Annotated in this window: 22 protein-coding genes; 13 read left to right on the forward strand and 9 right to left on the reverse strand. The window is 58.9% G+C overall.

Translation table 11 applies throughout. The annotated features are described in order from the left end of the window. Positions 1-29: 29 nt before the first annotated feature. Positions 30-470 carry a type II 3-dehydroquinate dehydratase gene (gene aroQ / locus TG4357_RS06150; RefSeq protein WP_058261983.1) on the forward strand — a complete coding sequence of 147 codons (441 nt, stop codon included), beginning with the start codon at positions 30-32 and terminating at the stop codon, positions 468-470. 49 nt (positions 471-519) lie between these two features. Here aroQ and pobA read toward each other — a convergent pair whose 3' ends face one another. Next, the gene (pobA, locus tag TG4357_RS06155; protein WP_058261984.1) at positions 520-1,689 is read right to left on the reverse strand and encodes a 4-hydroxybenzoate 3-monooxygenase; all 1,170 of its coding nucleotides are present in this window, start codon (positions 1,687-1,689) and stop codon (positions 520-522) included. Positions 1,690-1,801: 112 nt separating this feature from the next. Here pobA and TG4357_RS06160 point away from each other — a divergent pair, with 112 nt between their 5' ends. Continuing rightward, positions 1,802-2,677, forward strand: a complete 876-nt coding sequence (locus TG4357_RS06160; protein ID WP_058261985.1) for a helix-turn-helix domain-containing protein — start codon at positions 1,802-1,804, stop codon at positions 2,675-2,677. A 2-nt stretch (positions 2,678-2,679) separates the two neighbouring features. Here TG4357_RS06160 and TG4357_RS06165 read toward each other — a convergent pair whose 3' ends face one another. Next, entirely contained in the window at positions 2,680-3,630 is a 951-nt protein-coding gene (locus TG4357_RS06165) for a LysR family transcriptional regulator (RefSeq protein WP_058261986.1), read from the reverse strand. Between the two features lie 100 nt (positions 3,631-3,730). Here TG4357_RS06165 and TG4357_RS06170 point away from each other — a divergent pair, with 100 nt between their 5' ends. The 10 genes from TG4357_RS06170 to TG4357_RS06215 are packed head-to-tail and all read left to right on the forward strand — an operon-like array spanning position 3,731 to position 13,826. Further along, positions 3,731-4,735, forward strand: coding sequence for a class 1 fructose-bisphosphatase (locus TG4357_RS06170; RefSeq protein WP_058261987.1), 1,005 nt, complete (start codon positions 3,731-3,733; stop codon positions 4,733-4,735). A gap of 11 nt (positions 4,736-4,746) precedes the next feature. Beyond that, a complete protein-coding gene (locus TG4357_RS06175; RefSeq protein WP_058261988.1) occupies positions 4,747-5,619 on the forward strand; it encodes a phosphoribulokinase in 873 nt (290 codons plus the stop codon). 11 nt (positions 5,620-5,630) lie between these two features. After that, positions 5,631-7,613, forward strand: a complete 1,983-nt coding sequence (gene tkt, locus TG4357_RS06180; protein ID WP_058261989.1) for a transketolase — start codon at positions 5,631-5,633, stop codon at positions 7,611-7,613. A 20-nt stretch (positions 7,614-7,633) separates the two neighbouring features. After that, complete coding sequence (gene gap / locus TG4357_RS06185) at positions 7,634-8,638, forward strand: type I glyceraldehyde-3-phosphate dehydrogenase (protein WP_058261990.1); 1,005 nt, start codon at positions 7,634-7,636, stop codon at positions 8,636-8,638. Positions 8,639-8,660: 22 nt separating this feature from the next. Then, positions 8,661-9,743 (forward strand): class II fructose-bisphosphate aldolase, encoded by a 1,083-nt coding sequence (gene fba / locus TG4357_RS06190; protein WP_058261991.1) that lies wholly within the window; start codon positions 8,661-8,663, stop codon positions 9,741-9,743. 16 nt (positions 9,744-9,759) lie between these two features. After that, positions 9,760-11,148 (forward strand): ribulose-bisphosphate carboxylase, encoded by a 1,389-nt coding sequence (locus TG4357_RS06195; protein ID WP_058261992.1) that lies wholly within the window; start codon positions 9,760-9,762, stop codon positions 11,146-11,148. A 58-nt stretch (positions 11,149-11,206) separates the two neighbouring features. Beyond that, entirely contained in the window at positions 11,207-11,902 is a 696-nt protein-coding gene (gene rpe, locus TG4357_RS06200; RefSeq protein WP_058261993.1) for a ribulose-phosphate 3-epimerase, read from the forward strand. Positions 11,903-11,923: 21 nt separating this feature from the next. After that, positions 11,924-12,478 carry a thioredoxin family protein gene (locus tag TG4357_RS06205; RefSeq protein WP_058261994.1) on the forward strand — a complete coding sequence of 185 codons (555 nt, stop codon included), beginning with the start codon at positions 11,924-11,926 and terminating at the stop codon, positions 12,476-12,478. Next, entirely contained in the window at positions 12,478-13,134 is a 657-nt protein-coding gene (gene gph, locus TG4357_RS06210; protein ID WP_058261995.1) for a phosphoglycolate phosphatase, read from the forward strand. Before TG4357_RS06205 ends, gph begins: the two co-directional genes overlap by 1 nt. Beyond that, entirely contained in the window at positions 13,131-13,826 is a 696-nt protein-coding gene (locus TG4357_RS06215; protein WP_058261996.1) for an HAD-IA family hydrolase, read from the forward strand. Before gph ends, TG4357_RS06215 begins: the two co-directional genes overlap by 4 nt. A 71-nt stretch (positions 13,827-13,897) precedes the next feature. Here the strand turns inward: TG4357_RS06215 and TG4357_RS06220 are convergent, their stop codons facing one another. Further along, positions 13,898-15,238 carry an aspartate aminotransferase family protein gene (locus tag TG4357_RS06220; RefSeq protein WP_058261997.1) on the reverse strand — a complete coding sequence of 447 codons (1,341 nt, stop codon included), beginning with the start codon at positions 15,236-15,238 and terminating at the stop codon, positions 13,898-13,900. A 269-nt stretch (positions 15,239-15,507) separates the two neighbouring features. Here TG4357_RS06220 and TG4357_RS06225 point away from each other — a divergent pair, with 269 nt between their 5' ends. Then, positions 15,508-17,121: a GMC family oxidoreductase gene (locus TG4357_RS06225; protein WP_058261998.1), complete on the forward strand. Its 1,614-nt coding sequence runs from the start codon at positions 15,508-15,510 to the stop codon at positions 17,119-17,121. A gap of 100 nt (positions 17,122-17,221) precedes the next feature. On the opposite strand, the gene TG4357_RS06230 is transcribed toward TG4357_RS06225, so the two are convergent. The 6 genes from TG4357_RS06230 to TG4357_RS06255 form a co-directional block, all read right to left on the reverse strand. Next, entirely contained in the window at positions 17,222-17,518 is a 297-nt protein-coding gene (locus TG4357_RS06230; protein ID WP_058261999.1) for a 50S ribosomal protein L23, read from the reverse strand. Next, on the reverse strand, positions 17,515-18,132 hold the full coding sequence (gene rplD, locus TG4357_RS06235) for a 50S ribosomal protein L4 (protein WP_058262000.1): 618 nt from the start codon (positions 18,130-18,132) through the stop codon (positions 17,515-17,517). Before rplD ends, TG4357_RS06230 begins: the two co-directional genes overlap by 4 nt. Further along, entirely contained in the window at positions 18,129-18,854 is a 726-nt protein-coding gene (gene rplC, locus TG4357_RS06240; protein WP_058262001.1) for a 50S ribosomal protein L3, read from the reverse strand. The genes rplD and rplC overlap by 4 nt, the downstream gene beginning before the upstream one ends. Before the next feature lie 17 nt (positions 18,855-18,871). Beyond that, the gene (gene rpsJ / locus TG4357_RS06245; RefSeq protein WP_058262002.1) at positions 18,872-19,186 is read right to left on the reverse strand and encodes a 30S ribosomal protein S10; all 315 of its coding nucleotides are present in this window, start codon (positions 19,184-19,186) and stop codon (positions 18,872-18,874) included. A 334-nt stretch (positions 19,187-19,520) separates the two neighbouring features. After that, a complete protein-coding gene (gene tuf, locus TG4357_RS06250; protein WP_058262003.1) occupies positions 19,521-20,696 on the reverse strand; it encodes an elongation factor Tu in 1,176 nt (391 codons plus the stop codon). 147 nt (positions 20,697-20,843) lie between these two features. Next, positions 20,844-21,401, reverse strand: coding sequence for a hypothetical protein (locus TG4357_RS06255; protein WP_139193700.1), 558 nt, complete (start codon positions 21,399-21,401; stop codon positions 20,844-20,846). Between the last annotated feature and the right edge of the window lie 85 nt (positions 21,402-21,486).

Raw genomic sequence — 21,486 nt, forward strand, 5'->3', positions numbered from 1 at the left:
AAAACGCCTATCCATAGGCGGACAAGTGCATGACCAAGACGATCTATATCCTCAACGGCCCCAATCTGAACCTGCTGGGCAAGCGAGAGCCCGAGATTTACGGCGATATCACGCTGGACGATGTCGCGGCGGATTGCACCCATCTGGCGGCCGAACTGGGGCTGGAAATCCAGTTGATGCAATCAAACCACGAAGGGCAAATCGTCGACTGGGTTCATCAGGCGCGCGATCAGGCTGCGGGGATCATCATCAATCCGGCCGCCTATACCCATACATCTGTAGCGATCCTTGATGCGCTCAATACGTTCGAAGGTCCGGTGCTGGAGGTGCATATTTCCAACGTGCACAAGCGCGAAAGCTTCCGCCACCATTCCTATGTATCGCTCCGCGCTGACGGGGTGATCGCGGGCTTCGGCGTCGAAGGATATCAATTGGCGCTGCGCCGGATGGCATCGCTGCTGGCAGACTAGCCGGGCAAGGCTGCAACAGAGACAGTCAGCCCCTGTTGCAGCGTTTTGATCAGAACGGCAGACCGACGTAGTTTTCCGCCATCACCTTCTGAGCGCTTTCATTGCTTTCCAAGAATTCCAGCTCGGCGCGCTGCATCTTGCGGTCAAAGTCGCTCTGCTCGGGATAAAGGTGCAGCATGTTCGACATCCACCAGCTGAACCGTTCCGCCTTCCAGATCCGGGCCAGTGCCTTTTCGGAATAGCTGTCCAACCCTTCGGTATCGCCATCGATGTAGAATTGCGCCATCCCGTGATAAAGGTAAAAGATATCCGATGCGGCGGTGTTCAGCCCCTTGGCCCCGGTCGGCGGCACGATATGGGCCGCATCGCCGCAAAGGAACAGTTTGCCCCAGCGCATCGGTTCGGTCACGAAGGACCGCAGTGGCGCGATGGATTTTTCAATCGATGGGCCGGTGATCAGCTTTTCCGCCGTTTCTTCGGGGATCCGCCGCTTCAGTTCTTCCCAGAAGGCGTCATCGCTCCAATTCTCGGGACTATGGTCCAGCGGGCACTGGATATAATAGCGGCTGAGATTTTCGTTCCGCATCGAACACAGCGCGAAGCCGCGCGTAGAATTGGAATAGATCAGTTCATCATGCACCGGCGGCGTTTCCGACAAAACGCCCAGCCAGCCGAAGGGATAAACCTTTTCATATTCCTTGCGCACGGTTTCGGGGATTGTCTTGCGCGACACGCCGTGGAACCCGTCACAGCCCACCACATAATCACAATCGATCCGCTGTCCATTGCCGTCTACATTGAATTCAACATAGGGCGCGGCACCGTCCGCATCCTGAATAGATACATCATCGACATTATAGATGATCTTGCCGTTTTCTGCCTCGCGGGCCGCGTACAGATCGCGGGTCAGTTCGGTCTGACCATAGACCATGACCGTTGCATTGGCCCGTGCCGCGAAATCGACGCGGAACTGGTGATTGTCATAGGCAATGACGGTGCCGTCATGGATATAACCTTCGCGGTCCATCCGTTCGCCAACACCCGCTTCACGCATCAGCTCGACAAAGCCATGCTCCAACACACCGGCACGGATACGGCCCAGAACATAATCCTTGGTCTTGCGTTCCAACACGACGGATTCAATGCCTTTGCGGTGCAATAGCTGAGACAGCAACAGACCCGACGGACCCGCACCGATGATACATACCTGTGTACGCATAGTTCCTCTCCCACTTAAAAAGTCCCGCAAGTGATATCAGGTCACGCTTTATTCGGAATGGCGCTTTGCCGCAAAGACTGGTACTAATCGAACATTCACCGAAAGGCCTAACATGACCCGGATACCCGCCTATGCGCTTTATGGCGAACAGCAGCTATTGCCGGACCTGCTACATTGCGAACGCATTCTGGACCGGGCCGGGCCGAATGGCTGGACCATTTCCGCGCACCGGCATCCGCATGTGCATCAGCTGTTTTTGATCCGCTGCGGATCGACCATTCTGGACGCCGACGGTGACCGGCGCGAACTGGATGCGCCGGTGGTGATCAATATGCCGCGCTGGACCGTTCACAGTTTTTCCTTTTCGAAAGGCACTGATGGCTATGTCCTGACAGTGCCTAACGCCGAACTGCCGGGCCTTTTCGGTCAAGCAAACGACCTGGCAGAAAGGTTGGAACATTGGGGAGTCCTACCGGCGAATGATGCAATCTGTGCCATGTTCGACAACCTGCATTACGAACATGGCACTGACGATCCGGGGCGTTCGCTGATGTTGAAAGCCTTGGCGAAACAGATCATGGTGCGGGTCGCACGATTGCTTCCCGGGGCGGAACGCGGCGATATTCCGGCACGATACAGTCAGATCATGGCAGGTTTCGAACGGCTGGTGCAGAAACATTTTCGCGACCGTTGGCGGGTCAGCGATTACGCCGATGCCCTGGCGGTCAGCGCAACCCACCTGACCCGAGTGGTTCGCGATCTGACCGGGGCATCAGCGCAGGCCTATGTCGACGCGACGATATTCCGCGAAGCCTGTCGGCAACTGGCCTATACCCGCATCGACATCCGCCAGATCGGTTTCGGTCTGGGATTTGATGATCCGGCCTATTTTTCCCGCATGTTCCGCAGGCGGGTCGGGATGAGCCCGTCGGATTACCGCAGCAAAGTCAATATCGGTGCCCCCGCAGTATTGGGGTCTGACGACTGAATCTAGTGGTCCGAAACCATCTCGGATACCTCTTCAGACCGGATCATGTCAACCGCGTGGTTGCGGATTTCATTCCAAACGGTTTGCATCGCCCCTGTCAGCCGCAAATCCGAACGGTGCAGAACGAACCAATGCCGCATGATCGGCAATCCCCCGGCCCGGATCAGCGCCAGACGACCGGCGCGCAATTCGTCGATGACCGTATGCGCGGACAGCAACGCCACGCCCAACCCGGCGATCACCGACTGCTTGATGGTTTCGTTACTGCCCATTTCGGTAAAGTCATACACCTTGCCCTGACCCAGCCGATCAAGGAACCGCATCGCAAGAATCCGAGTACCGGAGCCTTCTTCGCGCATTATGAAATGCTGGCCTAGGATATCTGCCTTGGACACCTTGCCGGCACCAACCAGCGGATGATCCGGCTTCGCGATCAGAACATGTGGGTGAGGCCCCAGCGGTTCGGCCGTCACGTCGGGCTGACGTGGCGGACGGCCCATCACCGCGATGTCGATGCGTTCGGCCTCCAGCCCTTCGATGATCTCGTTGCGATTGCCGACAATCAGCCGAATCTCGATTTCCGAGTGCATAGCCTTCAACCGGGCGACGATACCGGGGGCGAAATACTTGCCGGTACTGACCACGCCAAGCGCCACTCGCCCTGCGGCGCCACGTCGCACGGCTTCAATATCCTCGGCGGCGCGGCTGAGCGAACCCCAGGCTTTTTCGAAGGCATCGATCAAAATCCGACCTTCCTGTGTAGCGTGAAATTGCCCGGAAACATCCCGGTCCAGAAGCGGCGTTCCAAAATTTTCTTCTAGTATTTTCAATTGGCTATGCACAGCCGGCGAGGACAACGACAGGCTGTCAGCCGCAGCTGCAATTGTGCCATATTCGGCCACAGAAACCAATGCCCGCAGCTGCTTGAAAGTCAGAGCCTTGAGATTTGACATTCAAATTTTCCTAACACAAATTCAAAAAGATTAAATTTTCTTATCCGCAAACATCGCCAACAACAATCCCATCCACTGCTAAAGGAGGGAGGCCTTGGCGATGAGCAAGACATCTTACATCGAAACGGAACATGTGCCCGTGACCCTGCGTCCGATGATCGAAGCGCTGTGCCGGGTCGGATCAAAGCTGAGCCTGCGGATCGCGCGAGGTCCGCTGGAGGAACGTCTTGGGGCCAATCTGGGATCGAATAGCGATGGCGACACCCAGAAAGCGCTGGACGTGATCGCCGACCAAGCCTTTGCCGATGCGCTGCGTGGCACCGGGGTACGACATTACGCATCCGAAGAACGCGAAACGATCGAGGTTCTCGACCCCGACGGAGAGTTCGCCCTTGCGATTGATCCACTAGACGGGTCGTCGAATATCGACGTGAACGTGTCGATTGGCACGATCTTTTCGATCTACCCTGCCGGAGACACCGCCGAGAACAGTTTCCTGCGACCAAGCGATGAACAAATTGCGGCTGGATACCTGATCTATGGGCCACAAACCACGCTGATGATCACCTTTGGCCAAGGCGTGCTTCAATTTGTGCGCGACCCGTTGGACGGGGAATTCAAGTTGGTAGTTGAAACCCTGACCATCCCCGAAGGTGCCCGTGAATTCGCCATCAACGCATCGAATTATCGGCATTGGTCGAAACCGATCCGGGCCTATATCGACGATTGCCTGGCCGGCGTCGAAGGACCGCGCGACAAGAATTTCAATATGCGTTGGGTTGCGTCCCTGGTGGCGGAAACCCATCGTATTCTGACCCGGGGCGGTATCTTTTTGTATCCCTCCGATGACCGCCCCGGGTACGAACAAGGTCGTTTACGCATGGTCTATGAATGCGCTCCCATCGCGATGCTGGTGGAACAGGCGGGCGGCCAAGCAACTTCGGGCTGCGACCGTTTACTGGGCCAGCAGGCCGAAACGCTACACGCCCGCACACCGCTGATTTTCGGGTCAGCAGACAAGGTCAGCCGGGTCTGCGCCTATCATGATCTGCCCGAACACGAAGTGTCCGCCCTGTTTGGCAATCGCGGCTTGTTCCGCGCCTGAGGAATCCCACAATGTCAAAGAAACATCCCATCATTTCGGTGACCGGGTCATCCGGCGCCGGTACCACGACCGTCAAAAGCACCTTTGATCAGATTTTCCGACGCGAAGGTGTCAACGCCGTATCCATCGAAGGTGACGCATTTCACCGATACGACCGCGCCTCAATGAAGGCGGAGCTGGAACGCCGCTACGGCGAGGGCGATGCCACCTTCAGTCATTTTTCCTATGACGCCAATGAATTGACCAAGCTGGAAGACGTGTTTCGCATCTATGGCCAGACCGGCAAAGGCGAAACCCGCCATTATGTCCATGACGAAGACGAAGCCGAACGCTGGGGATCAGCCCCCGGCACTTTCACCAACTGGGCCGCGTTCGAGGATCAATCCGACCTGCTGTTTTATGAAGGGCTGCACGGTGCGGTGGTCAATGACGATGTTAATCTGGCGCAGCATGCTGACCTGAAAATCGGTGTGGTCCCGGTAATCAATCTTGAATGGACCCAGAAGATCCACCGCGACAAGGACAAGCGCGGCTATACCACCGAAGCGGTCACCGACACCATCCTGCGCCGGATGCATGCCTATGTGCATTGTATCTGCCCCCAATTCGTCGAAACGGATGTGAATTTCCAACGTGTGCCGGTGGTCGACACGTCGAACCCGTTCTGTGCCCGCTGGATTCCCACTGCCGACGAAAGCCTGGTGGTGATCCGCTTCAAGAACCCGCGCGGCATCGATTTCCCCTACCTGACCTCGATGATCCAAGGCAGCTGGATGAGCCGCGCCAATTCCATCGTCATTCCCGGCGGCAAGATGGATCTGGCGATGCAACTGATCTTCACCCCGATGATCGAACGGCTGGTCCGTGAATCGAAGCGCGCCTGAGGAGGACCGAGATGAATTTGCAAAGCGACGTATCCGTATCCGAACAGGTCATGGCCAACGCCATCCGTGTGCTGGCGATGGATGCCGTGCAGGCCGCCAATTCCGGCCATCCCGGCGCTCCGATGGGGTTGGCCGATGTCGCCACCGTTCTGTTCAACCGTTTCATGCGGGTTGATCCGGCCAAAGACAAATGGCCTGACCGTGACCGTTTCGTGATGAGCGCCGGGCATGGATCGATGCTGGTCTACGCGATCAATCATCTGCTGGGCTATGACGACATGGACATGGATCAGTTGCGCAACTTCCGCCAGATGGGATACCGCACCGCCGGGCATCCCGAATACGGTCATGCCAAGGGGATTGAAACCACCACCGGCCCGCTGGGTCAGGGGATCGCCACCGCGGTCGGCATGGCCTTGGCCGAACGGATGCAAAATGCCCGTTTCGGCGACGATCTGGTCGACCACTACACTTACGTGATCGCCGGTGACGGCTGCCTGATGGAAGGCATCAGCCACGAAGCGATCGATTTCGCCGGGCACATGAATCTGGGTCGGCTGATCCTGTTCTGGGACGACAACAAGATCACCATCGACGGCTCGACCGAGCTGTCCACTTCGATGGATCAGCAGGCGCGATTCAAAGCGGCGGGCTGGCATGTGCAATCGGTCGACGGCCATCACCATGACGCCATCGCAACCGCCATTGAGGCAGCCCGCACCAATGACAAACCGTCACTGATCGCCTGCCGCACGGTGATCGGCAAAGGCGCCCCCAACAAGGGTGGTAGCCATAAGGTGCACGGCGCACCGTTGGGTGAGGAAGAAATCAAAGCCACTCGCGAAGTGCTGAATTGGCCGCATCCGGCCTTTGAAATCCCGGCAGAAGTGAAATCGGCTTGGGAAGCTATCGCCGAGAAGGGTGCACGGCTGCGCAAGAGCTGGGAGGATCGGCTGGAGGCATCCCCTGCTAGGGACGACTTCGCCAAATCCAACGCCGCGCCGGACAGCGCCGCGGTGGACTCGGCAATGAACGCCTACAAGGCCCGTCTATCAGCAGACCGACCCAAGGTCGCCACCCGAAAGGCCAGCGAAATGGCGCTGGAGGTGGTCAATGCCACCCTGCCCAACATGATCGGCGGATCGGCCGACCTGACCGGGTCGAACAACACCCGCACCAGCGCCATGCGCCCCGTCAGCAGGGATGATTACAGCGGCGACTACATCCATTACGGCATCCGCGAACACGGCATGGCGGCGGCGATGAACGGTATCGCGCTGCATGGCGGCTTCGTGCCCTATGGCGGCACCTTCCTGGTCTTTGCCGATTACTGCCGCCCGGCGATCCGCCTGTCGGCGCTGATGGGGGTGCCGGTCACTTATGTGATGACGCACGATTCGATTGGGTTGGGTGAAGATGGCCCGACCCATCAGCCGGTCGAAACCATCGCGTCGTTGCGCGCCATACCCAATCTGTGCGTGATCCGCCCTGCCGATGCGGTGGAAGCCGCTGAGGCCTGGCAGATCGCTGTTGTGTCGGGGCGGACTCCGACGGTTCTGTGCCTGTCGCGGCAGGGCCTGCCGACCCTGCGAACCGCCCATACGGATGCGAATATGACCGCGCGGGGTGCCTATGTTCTTCGCGAAATGCCGCAACGCGACGTGACCCTGATCGCCACCGGGTCCGAAGTCGAACTGGCGCTGAGCGCCGCCGATATATTAGCCCAAAAGGGCGTGCAGGCTGCGGTGGTATCCGCCCCCAGTTTCGAGCTGTTCAACCAGCAGGATGCTGCTTATCGCGCCCAAGTGCTTGGTGATGCCCCGCGCGTCGGGATCGAAGCCGCCGTGCGCCAAAGCTGGGGTCAGATACTGCGCCCCGAAGACGGGTTCGTGGGCATGGTAGGTTTCGGCGCGTCCGCCCCTGCCCCAACGCTGTTTGAACATTTCGGCATCACGCCGCAAGCCGCCGCCGATACGGCGCTGGCGCTTCTGTGACCGCAAGAGACGAGGACGATATGACTGTCAAAGTAGCCATCAACGGGTTCGGCCGCATCGGAAGATGCACCTTTTCCCACATCGCCACCAGCGGCCGCAACGATATCGAAGTCGTCGCGATCAACGCCACCGGCCCGATTGAAGCCACCGCGCATCTGTTGCGCTACGATTCGGTGCATGGCCGGTTCCCCGGCGACATCCGGATCGAGGGCGACAGCATCGATGTCGGCCACGGTCCGATCAAGGTGTTTTCCACCTATGATCCTTCGGAGCTGGACTGGACGGATGTCGATGTAGTGCTGGAATGCACAGGCAAATTCAATTCCAAGGACCAAGCCCGCGTTCATCAGCAACAAGGGGCCAAATCGGTGTTGATTTCGGCCCCTGCCAAGGGGGTCGACCGGACCGTGGTCTTTGGCGTCAATCACCGCGATCTGCTGCCCAGCGACACGGTAATATCGAACGGGTCCTGCACCACCAATTGTCTGGCCCCGATGGCCAAGATTTTGAACGATGCTATCGGGATTGAGGCGGGCATCATGACCACGGTGCATTCCTATACCGGCGATCAACCGACGTTGGACCGGCGCCATTCCGACCTGTATCGTGCCCGCGCCGCCGCGCTCAGCCTGATCCCCACTTCGACCGGGGCCGCCAAAGCGATCGGCGAGGTGCTGCCGGAACTGAAGGGCAAGCTCGACGGGTCCGCGATCCGGGTGCCGACCCCCAATGTCAGCGCGGTCGACCTGACCTTCCGCCCCGGCAAATTGGTGCACGCCGAGGATATTAACGCGATCATGGCCGAGGCTGCGGCAAACGGAATGCGCGGCATCGTCAGTTATGAAACTGAACCCAAGGTTTCGATCGACTACAATCACGAAACCCATTCCTGCAACTTTGCCAGCGATCAGACCAAGGTCATCGGCGGCCGGTTGGTCCGGGTTCTGGCCTGGTACGACAACGAATGGGGTTTTTCCTGCCGCATGGCCGATAACGCCGCCCACCTGGGCCGGATCATGGCCTGAATCCATCTGAAGGAGCGAAGCAATGGCATTCATCACACTGAGGCAACTTCTGGATCACGCTGCCGAAAATAGTTACGGCGTCCCCGCCTTCAACATCAACAACATGGAACAGGGGCTTGCCATTATGCAGGCGGCGGCCAAGGCCGACGCGCCGGTGATCTTGCAGGCCAGCCGCGGAGCGCGGACCTATGCCGGCGATATCATGCTGCGCCACATGGTGACCGCGCTGGTTGAAATGTTTCCAGATATCCCGGTCTGTTTGCATCAGGATCACGGCAACAACGAAGCCACCTGCCTCAGCGCGATCCGGCATGGGTTCACATCGGTGATGATGGACGGCTCGCTCGAGGCGGACATGAAGACGCCGGCCTCCTACGACTACAATGTCGACATCACCAAACGGGTCAGCGACGCCGCCCATTGGGTCGGTGCCAGCGTAGAGGGCGAGCTGGGGGTTCTGGGCAGCTTGGAAACCGGCGAAGCCGGCGAAGAAGATGGATCGGGCGCGGTCGGCAAGCTGAGCCAGGATCAGCTCTTGACCGATCCCGATCAGGCGGTCGATTTCGTGCTGAAAACCGAATGCGACGCTCTGGCCATCGCCTGTGGCACCAGCCACGGCGCTTACAAGTTCAGCCGCAAACCCACCGGCGACATCCTATCGATGGCCACCATCGCCGCGATCCATGACAAGCTGCCCTACACCCATCTGGTGATGCATGGATCAAGCTCGGTGCCGCAAGAATTGCAAGACATCATCAACGCCCATGGCGGCGAGATGCCGCAAACCTATGGCGTCCCTGTAGAAGAGATCGAAAAGGGCATCCGCATGGGCGTGCGCAAGGTCAATATCGACACCGATTGCCGGATGGCGATGACCGGCCAGTTCCGCAAGATCGTGCAGGAAAAACCGACCGAATTCGATCCGCGCAAATTTCTGGTCCCGGCGATGGACGCGCTGGAAGACCTGTGCCGCGACCGGTTCGAACGCTTCGGCACCGCCGGGCATGCGGCTGCGATCAAACCTATTGCGTTGGATGACATGGCCCGACGTTACGCCGATGGCAGCCTGTCGCCCCAAACCACCCGCTCGCAAGCGGCCGCTTAACCGAGGAGAAGTCTAAATGGATCAATCAAACCGATATGCCCGTCTCGACCTGACCGAAGCCGACCTGATCGCAGGGGGGCGCCATGTGCTGGTCGCCTATCACATGAAACCGAAAGCCGGGTTTGGCGGCTATCTGGAAACCGCCGCGCATTTCGCCGCCGAAAGCTCGACCGGGACCAATGTGGACGTATCTACCACCGACGATTTCACCCGCGGCGTCGATGCCTTGGTCTATGAAATCGATCCGGACAAGGAGTTGATGAAGATCGCTTATCCAGTGGACCTGTTCGACCGCAACATCACCGATGGCCGCGCGATGATCTGTTCCTTTCTGACGCTGGCGATCGGCAATAATCAGGGCATGGGCGACGTGGAATATGCCAAGATGCACGATTTTTATGTGCCGCCCGCCTATCTGCGTCTGTTCGACGGCCCGTCGACCACCATCGCCGACATGTGGCGGGTGTTGGGCCGGCCACATGTAGATGGCGGTTTCGTCGTCGGCACCATCATCAAGCCCAAGCTGGGCCTGCGGCCGCAGCCCTTTGCCGATGCCTGCTATGATTTCTGGCTCGGCGGCGATTTCATCAAGAACGATGAACCCCAAGGCAACCAGATCTTTGCGCCGATGAAGGAAACCATCACGCTGGTCGCCGACGCGATGAAACGGGCACAGGATGTGACCGGTCGAGCCAAGCTATTTTCGGCCAATATCACTGCCGATGATCCGTTCGAAATGATCGCACGGGCGGAATTCATCCTGGAAACCTTCGGCGATAACGCCGATCACGTGGCCTTCTTGGTCGATGGCTACGTCACCGGACCGGCAGCGATCACCACCGCGCGCCGCCAGTTCCCGCGCCAGTATCTGCATTACCACCGCGCCGGCCACGGCGCCGTGACCTCGCCGCAAGCCAAGCGCGGCTACACCGCCTTCGTGCTGTCCAAAATGGCCCGGATGCAGGGCGCGAGCGGCATTCATGTCGGCACTATGGGCTTCGGCAAGATGGAGGGTGAGAACAACGACCGCGCCATCGCCTACATGATCACCGAAGACAGCGCCGACGGGCCTTATTACCATCAGGACTGGCACGGCATGGCACCGACCACGCCAATCATTTCGGGTGGGATGAACGCGCTGCGGATGCCCGGGTTCTTCGAAAACCTTGGCCATTCCAATCTGGTGATGACTGCCGGTGGCGGGGCGTTCGGTCATATCGATGGGGCGGCGTCCGGCGCAATTTCGCTGCGCCAGGCTGAACAATGCTGGAAAGAAGGCGCTGATCCGCTGGAATTTGCGAAGGATCACAAAGAATTCGCCCGCGCCTTCGAAAGCTTCCCCAAGGATGCCGACAAACTCTATCCCAACTGGCGTGGAGCACTGCGGATCAATTCCGCCGCCTGATCCGGTTGGGGCGACACCGCCGCCCCAACCGAACATCCCCCCGCAAGGAGAGACAAACATGAGTTTTGACCGTTCCCTCAAGATCGCGCCGTCGATCCTGTCCGCCGATTTCGCCAATTTCGGCCAAGAGATCGAAGCGATCGAGGCGCAAGGCTGTGACTGGGTGCATGTCGATGTGATGGACGGGCATTTCGTGCCCAACCTGACCTTCGGCCCGCCGCTGTGCAAAGCGATCCGCAAACATATCGACACGGTGATGGACGTGCATCTGATGATTGCGCCGGTCGATCCCTATATCGACGCCTTCGCCGAGGCCGGGGCCGATATCCTGACCGCGCATCTGGAATCCGGGCCCCATATCCACCGCACGCTTCAGGCGATCCGCGGCGCGGGCTGCAAGGCGGGGCTGGCACTGAACCCGGGCACCGGGGTGGAAGACATCGATTACCTTCTGGACATGGTCGATCTGGTCTGCGTGATGACGGTGAACCCCGGTTTCGGCGGGCAGAAGTTCATTCATAGCCAGATCGACAAGGTGAAAAAGCTGCGCGCGATGATTGGTGACCGCCCCGTCCATATCGAAATCGACGGCGGCGTGACGCCTCAAACCGCGCCCTTGTTGGTAGAAGCCGGGGCCGATGTCCTGGTCGCCGGGTCGGCGGTGTTCAAGGGCGGATCGGTGGACAATCCCGCGCCTTACGGCGACAATATGCGGGCGATCCGCGCGGCGACGGAAACCCTGCGCGCCGCCTAATTTGCCCGAAAGGACTCAAACATGGCTGTGACGCCCCCAGTCTGCGACTTTGGCTGGCCCGCTCCTGATTTTTCCCTGCCCGCGACCGACGGAAAGACCTATACACTTTCAGATATCAAGGGCCCCAACGGCACACTGATCATCTTCATGTGCAACCATTGCCCCTATGTGCTGGCCGTGCTGGACCGCATCCTGCGCGACGCGCGCGGGTTGCAGGCGCTTGGCATCGGGGTGGCGGCGATTTCGGCCAACGATGCCGAAGCCTATCCCGCCGACAGTTTCGAAAACATGATCAGGATGGCACAGGCACGTGGGTTTCCATTCCCTTATCTCTATGATGAAAGTCAGGCCGTCGCGCATGCCTATCAAGCCTGCTGCACTCCGGATTTCTTCGGGTTTAATGCTGATCTGGGGCTGCAATATCGCGGACGACTGGATGCGTCGCGCAAATCGACCGGCCCTACCGACTTGCGCCGAGACCTTTATGAAGCGATGAAACAGGTGGTAGAAACCGGCAAGGGGCCTGCCGGACAAATCCCATCAATCGGGTGTTCAATCAAATGGAAGGCCGCATAATGGCAAGGATTGTTTTCGACCTCGATGGTACACTGATCGATAGCGCACCGGATATCCGCAGCATCGCCAACACGATCCTGTTCGAAAGCGGGTTAGAGCCGATTACGCTCGAAGAAACCATCAGCTTCATCGGCAATGGCGCATCGGTCTTCGTTGAAAAGATGCGCGCCGCGCGCGGGGTACCTGAAGACGACCATGCTCGACTGTTGCAAGCGTTTCAGGACCGCTATGACAGCTATTTCGAACTCACCGCGCCGTTCCCTAATGTGCGTGAAGCACTGGCGCATCTGCGCGTTGCCGGGCACCGGCTGGGTCTGTGCACCAACAAACCGATGCATGCAACGCGGGCGGTACTGTCGCACCTGGCGCTGAGCGACCCATGGGATGTGGTCTATGGCGGCGACAGCTTGGACCGGCGCAAACCGGACCCGGCCCCGTTGCTGGCGGCTTTTGCCGAAATGGGAAATGGCCCTTGCCTCTATATCGGCGACAGCGAAGTTGATGCGGAAACCGCAGAACGGGCCGAAGTGCCGTTTCTGCTCTACACCGAAGGGTATCGTAAGACGCCGGTGGATCAATTGACCCATCGGGCGGTTTTTTCTGATTTCGCCGAACTTCCTGAGCTCGTTCAATCTCAATTGGCCGTACAGGCATGACCCTGCGTGCGCTGATCTTCGATGTCGACGGCACGCTTGCCGAAACCGAAGATCTGCACCGGCAGGCGTTCAACGATACATTCGCCTCTGAAGGGTTGACCTGGAACTGGAACCGCGACACCTACCGGGACTTACTGAAGACCACCGGCGGCAAGGAACGGATGCGGGCCCATGCCGACAAGCACAACATCGCTTTTACGGCAGAAGACGCCGCGCAATTGCACGCGATCAAGACCCGGCGCTATGCAGACTTGGTGGACCGGGGCGGGTTGATCCTGCGCCCGGGGATCGCGATGCTGATCATCAAGGCGCAGGCTGTGGGACTGAAACTGGCCGTCGCCACCACCACCAGCCCGCAGAATGTGGACCGGCTGTGCCAAAGCTGCTGGGGCCAGCCGGCAAATCAGATTTTCGACGTTATTGCCGCCGGCGATGAGGTACCACGCAAGAAACCAGCGCCGGACGTCTATCAACTGGCGTTAAACCGGCTGGATCTGTCCGCAGACCAGGCCATAGCGTTCGAAGATACCGCCAACGGGGTGCAATCTGCCCACGCCGCAGGTATTCGCGTCGTGGTCACCCCGTCGATCTATAGCACTGGCGAAGATTTCACCGGCGCCGACTGGATCTTGCCGACGCTTTTACCGGCAAACTGGACGGCTGATTTGGCGAGACTGCTGCCCGCGGCCTGACCCTTCGCTTTCACCGTTCTTAAAATACTCAAAAACGGCGCGACCATTGCTGCGGGCGCGCCGTTCAGTATTCAGAATGACAGGCTTGCAATTGCCTCATCGACAATATCGAACATCTGGTTCACCTGATCTTCGGTGATGATCAGCGGCGGGCAGAACGCCACGCTGTCGCCTAGCGGCCGCAGGATCAGCCCGCGCTCCATACAGGCATTGACCAGCGCCGGCCCGGCCTTCCCCGTCGCATCCCCCTGTGGATGTAGTTCCAGCGCCCCGATCAATCCGATGCCGCGCATTTCTTTTGCCAGATCGTGAGCCGCCAGCCGGTTCAGCCGATCCAGAAACAGCGGTGACATCCGGGCGGCGTTGCCGACCAGATCGTTTTCTTCGATGATTTTCAGGTTTTCCAGCGAAACCGCCGCGCCAACCGGATGGCCGGACCCAGTGAAGCCGTGACCGAACGTACCGATCCGGGCGGTTTCGTCGGCAATCGGTTGATAGGTACGATCATTCATCATCAAAGCCGAGAACGGGATATAAGACGAACTGAGCTGCTTCGACAGCACCATGATGTCGGGTTCGATCCCCATCGTCTGACTGCCGAACATCTGGCCGGTACGACCGAAACCGCAGATCACCTCGTCAGCGATCAGCAGAATATCGTATTTCTTCAGAACGTCCTGAATTGCCTTCCAATACCCTTCGGGGGGAACGATCACGCCCCCCGCACCCATCACCGGTTCGCCGATGAAACCGGCAATGGTGTCGGGGCCTTCAGCCTGAATCAACTCATCGAGTTCGCGGGCCAGACGGGCGACGAAATCGGCCTCGGATTCTCCGTCTTGTGCAAAGGCCGAATAATGCGGGCAGCCGGCATGCATCACCTGCGGGATCGGTAGATCGAAGGACATGTGGTTATAGGGCAGACCGGTCAGGCTTCCGGACGCGACGGTGATACCGTGATAGCCCTTGATCCGGCTGATTATTTTCTTCTTTTCCGGCTTACCCAGTGCGTTCGACCGGTACCACAACAGCTTGACCATGGTATCGTTGGCTTCGGATCCCGAATTGGTGAAATAGACCTTCGACATCGCTACCGGTGCCATCTGGATCAGCTTCTCGGCCAGTTCCGCCGACGGGGTATGAGAGCGTTGCGCGAAGGTATGATAATAAGGCAGTTTGCGCATTTGATCATTGGCGACCTTGGCCAGACGGTCTTCTCCGAACCCTACCGCGACCGACCACAGACCGGACATGCCTTCGATATAACGCTTGCCGGAATTGTCGGTGACATAGATGCCATCGCCTTCTTCGATGATCAGTGGACCTTCCGCTTCCAACACACGGGCGTTGGTATAGCTGTGCATGTGATACGCGGCATCGCGCGCCTCGATCGAGTTGGGTTGTACGGTCATCCTGTTTCCTTCCTGACTGCAATGCCGGCGGGCCTGTCACAGACAGGCCGGCGCTGACGCATTGACCAGAGTTTCACGAAACCAAAAGGACGCGACAAGCCAAATTGCGTCTTTTTGATCAAATTTTGCGACCTCCCTCTATCGGCACCGGTTCCTGCCTGCGCCGGATGCCGTCACGGCAGGAATGACGGAACTGGACAGGACAAGCGGGGTTTGCTGAACTGGGCCGGAAAAAGACCGGCACGGGACCGCCGGACGGGGGGATTGGAATGGAATTCGATTATGTGATCGTCGGCGGCGGATCGGCAGGCAGCGTGTTGGCGGCGCGGCTGAGCGAAGACCCGGCAGTTTCGGTCTGTCTTCTGGAAGCGGGTGGAGACGGCAAAAGCATCCTGATCCGAGCGCCCGGAGCGGCGGTGGCGATGGTGCCCGGTTGGGGCAAGATCAACAACTGGGCCTTCAAGACGGTGCCGCAAGTAGGGTTGAACGGGCGGCGCGGATACCAACCGCGTGGCCGCGCCTTGGGGGGATCATCTTCGATCAACGCCATGCTGTATGTGCGTGGGCAAGCGTCGGATTACGACGGCTGGGCCGATCTGGGATGTGATGGCTGGTCATGGGACGAAGTTCTGCCCTATTTCAAACGCGCCGAAAACAATCAGCGCGGCGCGGATGTGTTGCATGGCGGAGATGGCCCGCTACAGGTATCCGATCAAACCGAACCACGCCCGTTATCGCAGGCCTTTGTCACTGCGGCAGGCGAGATGCAGCATCGGCTCCGGCAGGATTTCAAAAGAGGCGACAACGAAGGGGCCGGGCTGTATCAGGTGACCCAGTTTCACGACGCGGCCAAGCGCGGTGAACGCTGTTCGGCGGCGGCGGGTTATCTGCATCCGGTGCAGCGCCGGGAAAACCTGTCCGTGCTGACCCATGCCCGCGCCACCCGGATCTTGGTTGACGGCAAGCGCGTCACCGGCGTGGCCTGCCGCGTCAAACGAAAGGATCTGACCTTCAAGGCGCGGCGTGAGGTCATCCTGTGCGGCGGCGCGTTCAATTCGCCACACCTGCTGCAACTGTCCGGCATCGGACGACCCGAAGACATTCAACCGCACGGGATCGAAATGGTGCATGACCTGCCCGGCGTCGGGCAGAACCTGCAAGATCATCTGGATTTTACCCTGAACTACAAAACCCGCGACACTGACAATTACGGTATCGGGCTGGCCGGGACGGTGAACCTGACCCGGCACATCCTGCGCTGGCGCAAATCCGGTAGCGGCATGTTTGCCACCCCTTTTGCTGAAGCTGGTGCATTTCTGAAAACCGATCCGGCGTTCGATCGGCCCGATATCCAACTGCATTTCGTTATCGCAATCGTTGACAACCATGCCCGCAAAATCCACTTGGGCTATGGCTATTCCTGCCATGTCTGTGCCTTGCGCCCCTATTCCCGTGGCCGGGTGTTTCTGACCGATGGTAATCCCTTAGGCGATCCGGGCATTGATCCACGCTTTCTGTCCGATCCACGCGATCTGAAAACAATGATCGATGGCGCCAGAATGACTCAAGCAATCATGCAGGCCCCGGCGCTGGCCGGGTATGACGGACGGGAAATCTATGGCGTCCAAAGCGCGATGTCGGATGTTGAATGGGAAGCCCAGATTCGGGCACGGGCCGATACGATCTATCACCCTGTCGGCAGCTGCAAAATGGGCATGGACGATATGGCAGTGGTTGACCCACAGCTGCGTGTCCGAGGCATGGAGGGGCTACGCGTTGTCGATGCGTCAGTCATGCCGACACTGATCGGTGGCAACACCAATGCCCCCACGATCATGATCGCCGAGAAAGCCGCCGACATGATCCGCGCAGAACCCGGGTGACGCGCGTCGCGGGCAGTGCCCCGACAATTATTTACGCCTTAACAAACGAAAAAGGCCCTCGCTTACGCGAGGGCCCTTCTATTGTTCGAAAGGCAACCCGTCAGAGACCGGTGCTTACGTCAATGGTGTTACCCTCTTCGAGAGTGACATAGGCCTTCTTGACGTCCTTGCGCTTGCCCAGGGTGCCCCGGAAACGCTTGGCTTTGCCTTTGGTGATGGTCGTGTTGACCGCCTTCACCTTGACCCCGAACAGAGACTCGACCGCCTCTTTGATTTGGGGTTTGTTGGATCCGATCGCGACCTCAAACACGACAGCACCGTTTTCAGAAGCCATGGTGGCTTTTTCGGTGATGACCGGCTTGCGGATCACGTCATAGAGTTCTGCTTTGGTGGTCATTTCAGACGTGCCTCCAGAGCTTCGACAGCCGCTTTGGTGAGCACCAAGGTGTCACGCTTGAGGATGTCATAGACGTTTGCGCCCATCGACGGCAGGATATCCAGACCTTCGATATTGCGGGCAGCTTGGGCGAAACCTTCATTGACGGTAGCACCGTCGATGATCAGCGCACGCTTCCAGCCGAGGTTCTTAACCTGCTTGGCCAGAGCCGAAGTCTTACCTTCTGCATCCGCGTTTTCGATCACGACCAGTTCACCGGCTTTCGCTTTGGCGGACAGCGCGTGCTTCAGTCCCAGTTTACGGAACTTCTTGGTCAGTTCATGACCGTGGCTGCGCGGGGTCGGGCCCTTGTAGATACCACCTTTACGGAAGATCGGCGCGTTGCGGTCACCGTGGCGTGCGCCGCCGGTGCCCTTCTGGCGATAAATCTTCTTGGTCGAATAGCTGGTTTCCGAGCGGGTCTTCACCTTGTGGGTGCCAGCTTGGGCGTTGTTACGCTGCCAGCGGACCACACGGTGCAGGATGTCGGTGCGGGGTTCCAGACCGAACAGATCTTCGGACAGTTCCACCGAACCGGCTTTGCCGCCGTCCAGGTTGATCACATCAAGTTTCATTCTTCACCCCCTTCGGCAGGAGCTTCCACGGCCGGAGCCTCGGTCGCAGCCGATTTCAGAGCCGCCGGGAACGGAACGTTCTCGGGCAGTTTCTTCTTCACGGCGTCTTTGATGGTGACCCAGCCGCCTTTGGAGCCGGGAACCGCACCTTTGACCATGATCAGACCACGGTCGGCATCGGTTTTCACGACTTCCAAGTTCTGGGTGGTAACACGGGCAGCCCCCATGTGACCGGCCATCTTCTTGCCTTTGAACACCTTGCCCGGGTCCTGACACTGACCGGTCGAACCGTGCGAACGGTGGCTGATCGAAACACCGTGCGTGGCGCGCAGACCGCCAAAGTTGTGGCGTTTCATAGCACCGGCAAAGCCTTTACCGATCGAAGTGCCTGCAACGTCGACTTTCTGACCGGCAACATAATGCTCGGCCGAAATTTCGGCACCGACTTCGATCAGGTTGTCTTCGCTGACACGAAATTCAGCCAGCTTCCGCTTGGGCTCAACCTTGGCCGCAGCAAACACGCCGCGCATGGCTTGGCTGGTCCGCTTGGCTTTGGCCGAACCGGCACCCAGCTGAACAGCAGTATAGCCGTGCTGATCCGCAGTCCGCTGCGAAACAACCTGCAGGTTTTCCAGTTGAAGAACGGTCACAGGGATCTGTTTACCGTCTTCCATGAACAGGCGGGTCATGCCCACCTTCTTAGCGATAACACCAGAGCGCATCTATATACCCTCCGATCTTAAGACTGCAGCTTGATCTCGACGTCCACACCAGCGGCCAGGTCGAGCTTCATCAGCGCGTCCACGGTCTGGGGGGTCGGATCAACGATATCGAGCATACGCTTATGCGTACGGATCTCGAACTGGTCACGGGATTTCTTGTCGATGTGAGGGCCACGCAGAACGGTGAACTTCTCAATCTTGTTCGGCAGGGGAATCGGGCCACGGACTTGAGCGCCGGTGCGCTTTGCCGTGTTGACGATTTCCTGAGTGCTGGCGTCCAGAACCCGGTAATCGAATGCCTTCAGCCGAATACGAATATTTTGGCTTTGCATTTTATCAGCCTTTTTATCAGGCGTTGGAGTTGAGAGGAGGACATGCGCTCATCGCTTACCCTCATCGAACCCAAAAGGCGGGAATCATCCCGCCCTGTTGTCGCAAAAGCGACCTCGCGCCAAATACATCGGGAAACCCAGTGTGGCAAGGGCTAATAAGCTGATTCTGGACGGGTTCGAAAAACTGCCGCGCCAAGCCGGACGCCATCCACCGGAAAAGCCGCGTAGTCCTCCCCCGGATCATGGAAAATTACGCGGCGCAACCACGCCCGCCCGCAAATGACAAAGGGCCACCCAATGGGCGGCCCTTTGCGAATTCTTCCAAGCGAAACGCTTAGGCGATGATCTTCGACACAACACCGGAACCGACCGTACGGCCGCCTTCACGGATGGCGAAACGCAGACCGTCTTCCATCGCGATCGGGGCGATCAGCTCGACGCCGAATTTCAGGTTGTCGCCCGGCATTACCATTTCGGTGCCTTCCGGCAGCGTCACGGTCCCGGTCACGTCGGTGGTCCGGAAATAGAACTGCGGACGGTAATTCGCGAAGAACGGGGTGTGACGGCCGCCTTCGTCCTTGGTCAGGATATAGACCTCGGCTTCGAATTTGGTATGCGGGTTCACCGATCCGGGCTTGCACAGAACCTGACCACGCTCAACCGCTTCACGGTCGATACCGCGCAGCAGCGCGCCGATATTGTCGCCCGCTTCACCGCGATCCAGCAGCTTGCGGAACATTTCAACACCGGTACAGGTGGTGGTCTGAGTGTCTTTGATCCCAACGATTTCGATGGTGTCGCCGACATTGATCACGCCGCGTTCGACACGACCGGTCACAACGGTCCCACGACCCGAGATCGAGAACACGTCTTCGATCGGCATCAGGAACGGCTGATCGATGGCACGCTCGGGCTCGGGGATATAAGCGTCAACAGCCGCCATCAGTTCGCGGATCTTGTTTTCGCCGATTTCCGGGTCGCGGCCTTCCAGCGCGGCCAGGGCCGACCCTGCGATGATCGGAATATCGTCACCCGGGTAGTCGTATTCGTTCAGCAGCTCGCGGACTTCCATTTCCACCAGTTCCAGCAGTTCCTCGTCATCGACCTGGTCGACCTTGTTGAGGAAAACCACCAGCGCCGGGATGCCGACCTGACGGCCCAGCAGGATGTGTTCACGGGTCTGAGGCATCGGGCCGTCAGCCGCGTTCACCACCAGAATGCCGCCATCCATCTGCGCCGCGCCGGTGATCATGTTTTTCACATAGTCGGCGTGGCCGGGGCAATCCACGTGGGCGTAGTGACGGTTTTCCGTCTCGTATTCCACATGCGCGGTCGAGATGGTGATGCCGCGTGCTTTTTCTTCCGGCGCACCATCGATCTGGTCGTAATCCTTGAATTCGCCGAAATACTTGGTGATTGCTGCGGTCAGCGTCGTTTTGCCGTGGTCAACATGGCCGATCGTGCCGATGTTGACGTGCGGTTTGTTACGCTCAAACTTTTCCTTTGCCATCTTTAAAGGCGCCTCGTGGTTTGGGGGCCCCTGCGGCCCGGGTTGATCATCGCGGGCCGTTTATTGGGTTTGGAAAGGAAAATCAAGCGCTGCGTTGCGGTCCCGACCGCTTGCGACGCCCTGTTTTCCAAAGGATTTCACCGCGTTTCAGTCGGCGGTTGCGGTTTCGGGGCGAAACCAACCCGCTTCGGCTTGCATTTTCACCAGGTAATTCTGAATCACCTTGGCCGCGTTACGGCTCAGGTTGCGCATCTGGATTTCCTTCGACTGGGTCAGCCCCGACCCCAGAAGAGTTTCCCCCGACAGCGATTCCAGAATGGTCAATTGCTCCGGTTTTTCCGTCAGCTTGACCCCCTTGGCGTCGTCCCAGACGGTCAGATTGATGATCAACACCGATTTCGGCGACGCCACGATCGGCACCCCCGGCTGGGCCAGAACATAGCCTTCGACCGAGGTGCCGAAATGATACAGCCGTGCCCCGTCATAGCGTCCGAACCGTTCGTCGATGGCCGCGCCCAGCACCGTTTTCCATTCATCTTCGCTGGCGCTGCGCGACAGCGGTCCCTTCACCACCTTGGGGGCCACGACGATATTGTGCCCCAATGAAAAATCGCCCAGATCAACCTTCTCTTTGTCCAGGTCATTGGCGTTGGTGCAGGCGACGACGGCCAACAGCGCGATCAGAGCGGCGAAACGGGACAGCATCGGCAATTCCTTCCAAGGGGCGTTACCGCGCAATAGACCAGCCCGGCCCGCCACGCAATCCACGCGCCGGCAATTGCCGCAGGAC

This window comes from Thalassovita gelatinovora, assembly GCF_001458355.1.
GTDB classification, from domain to species: Bacteria; Pseudomonadota; Alphaproteobacteria; order Rhodobacterales; family Rhodobacteraceae; genus Thalassobius; species Thalassobius gelatinovorus.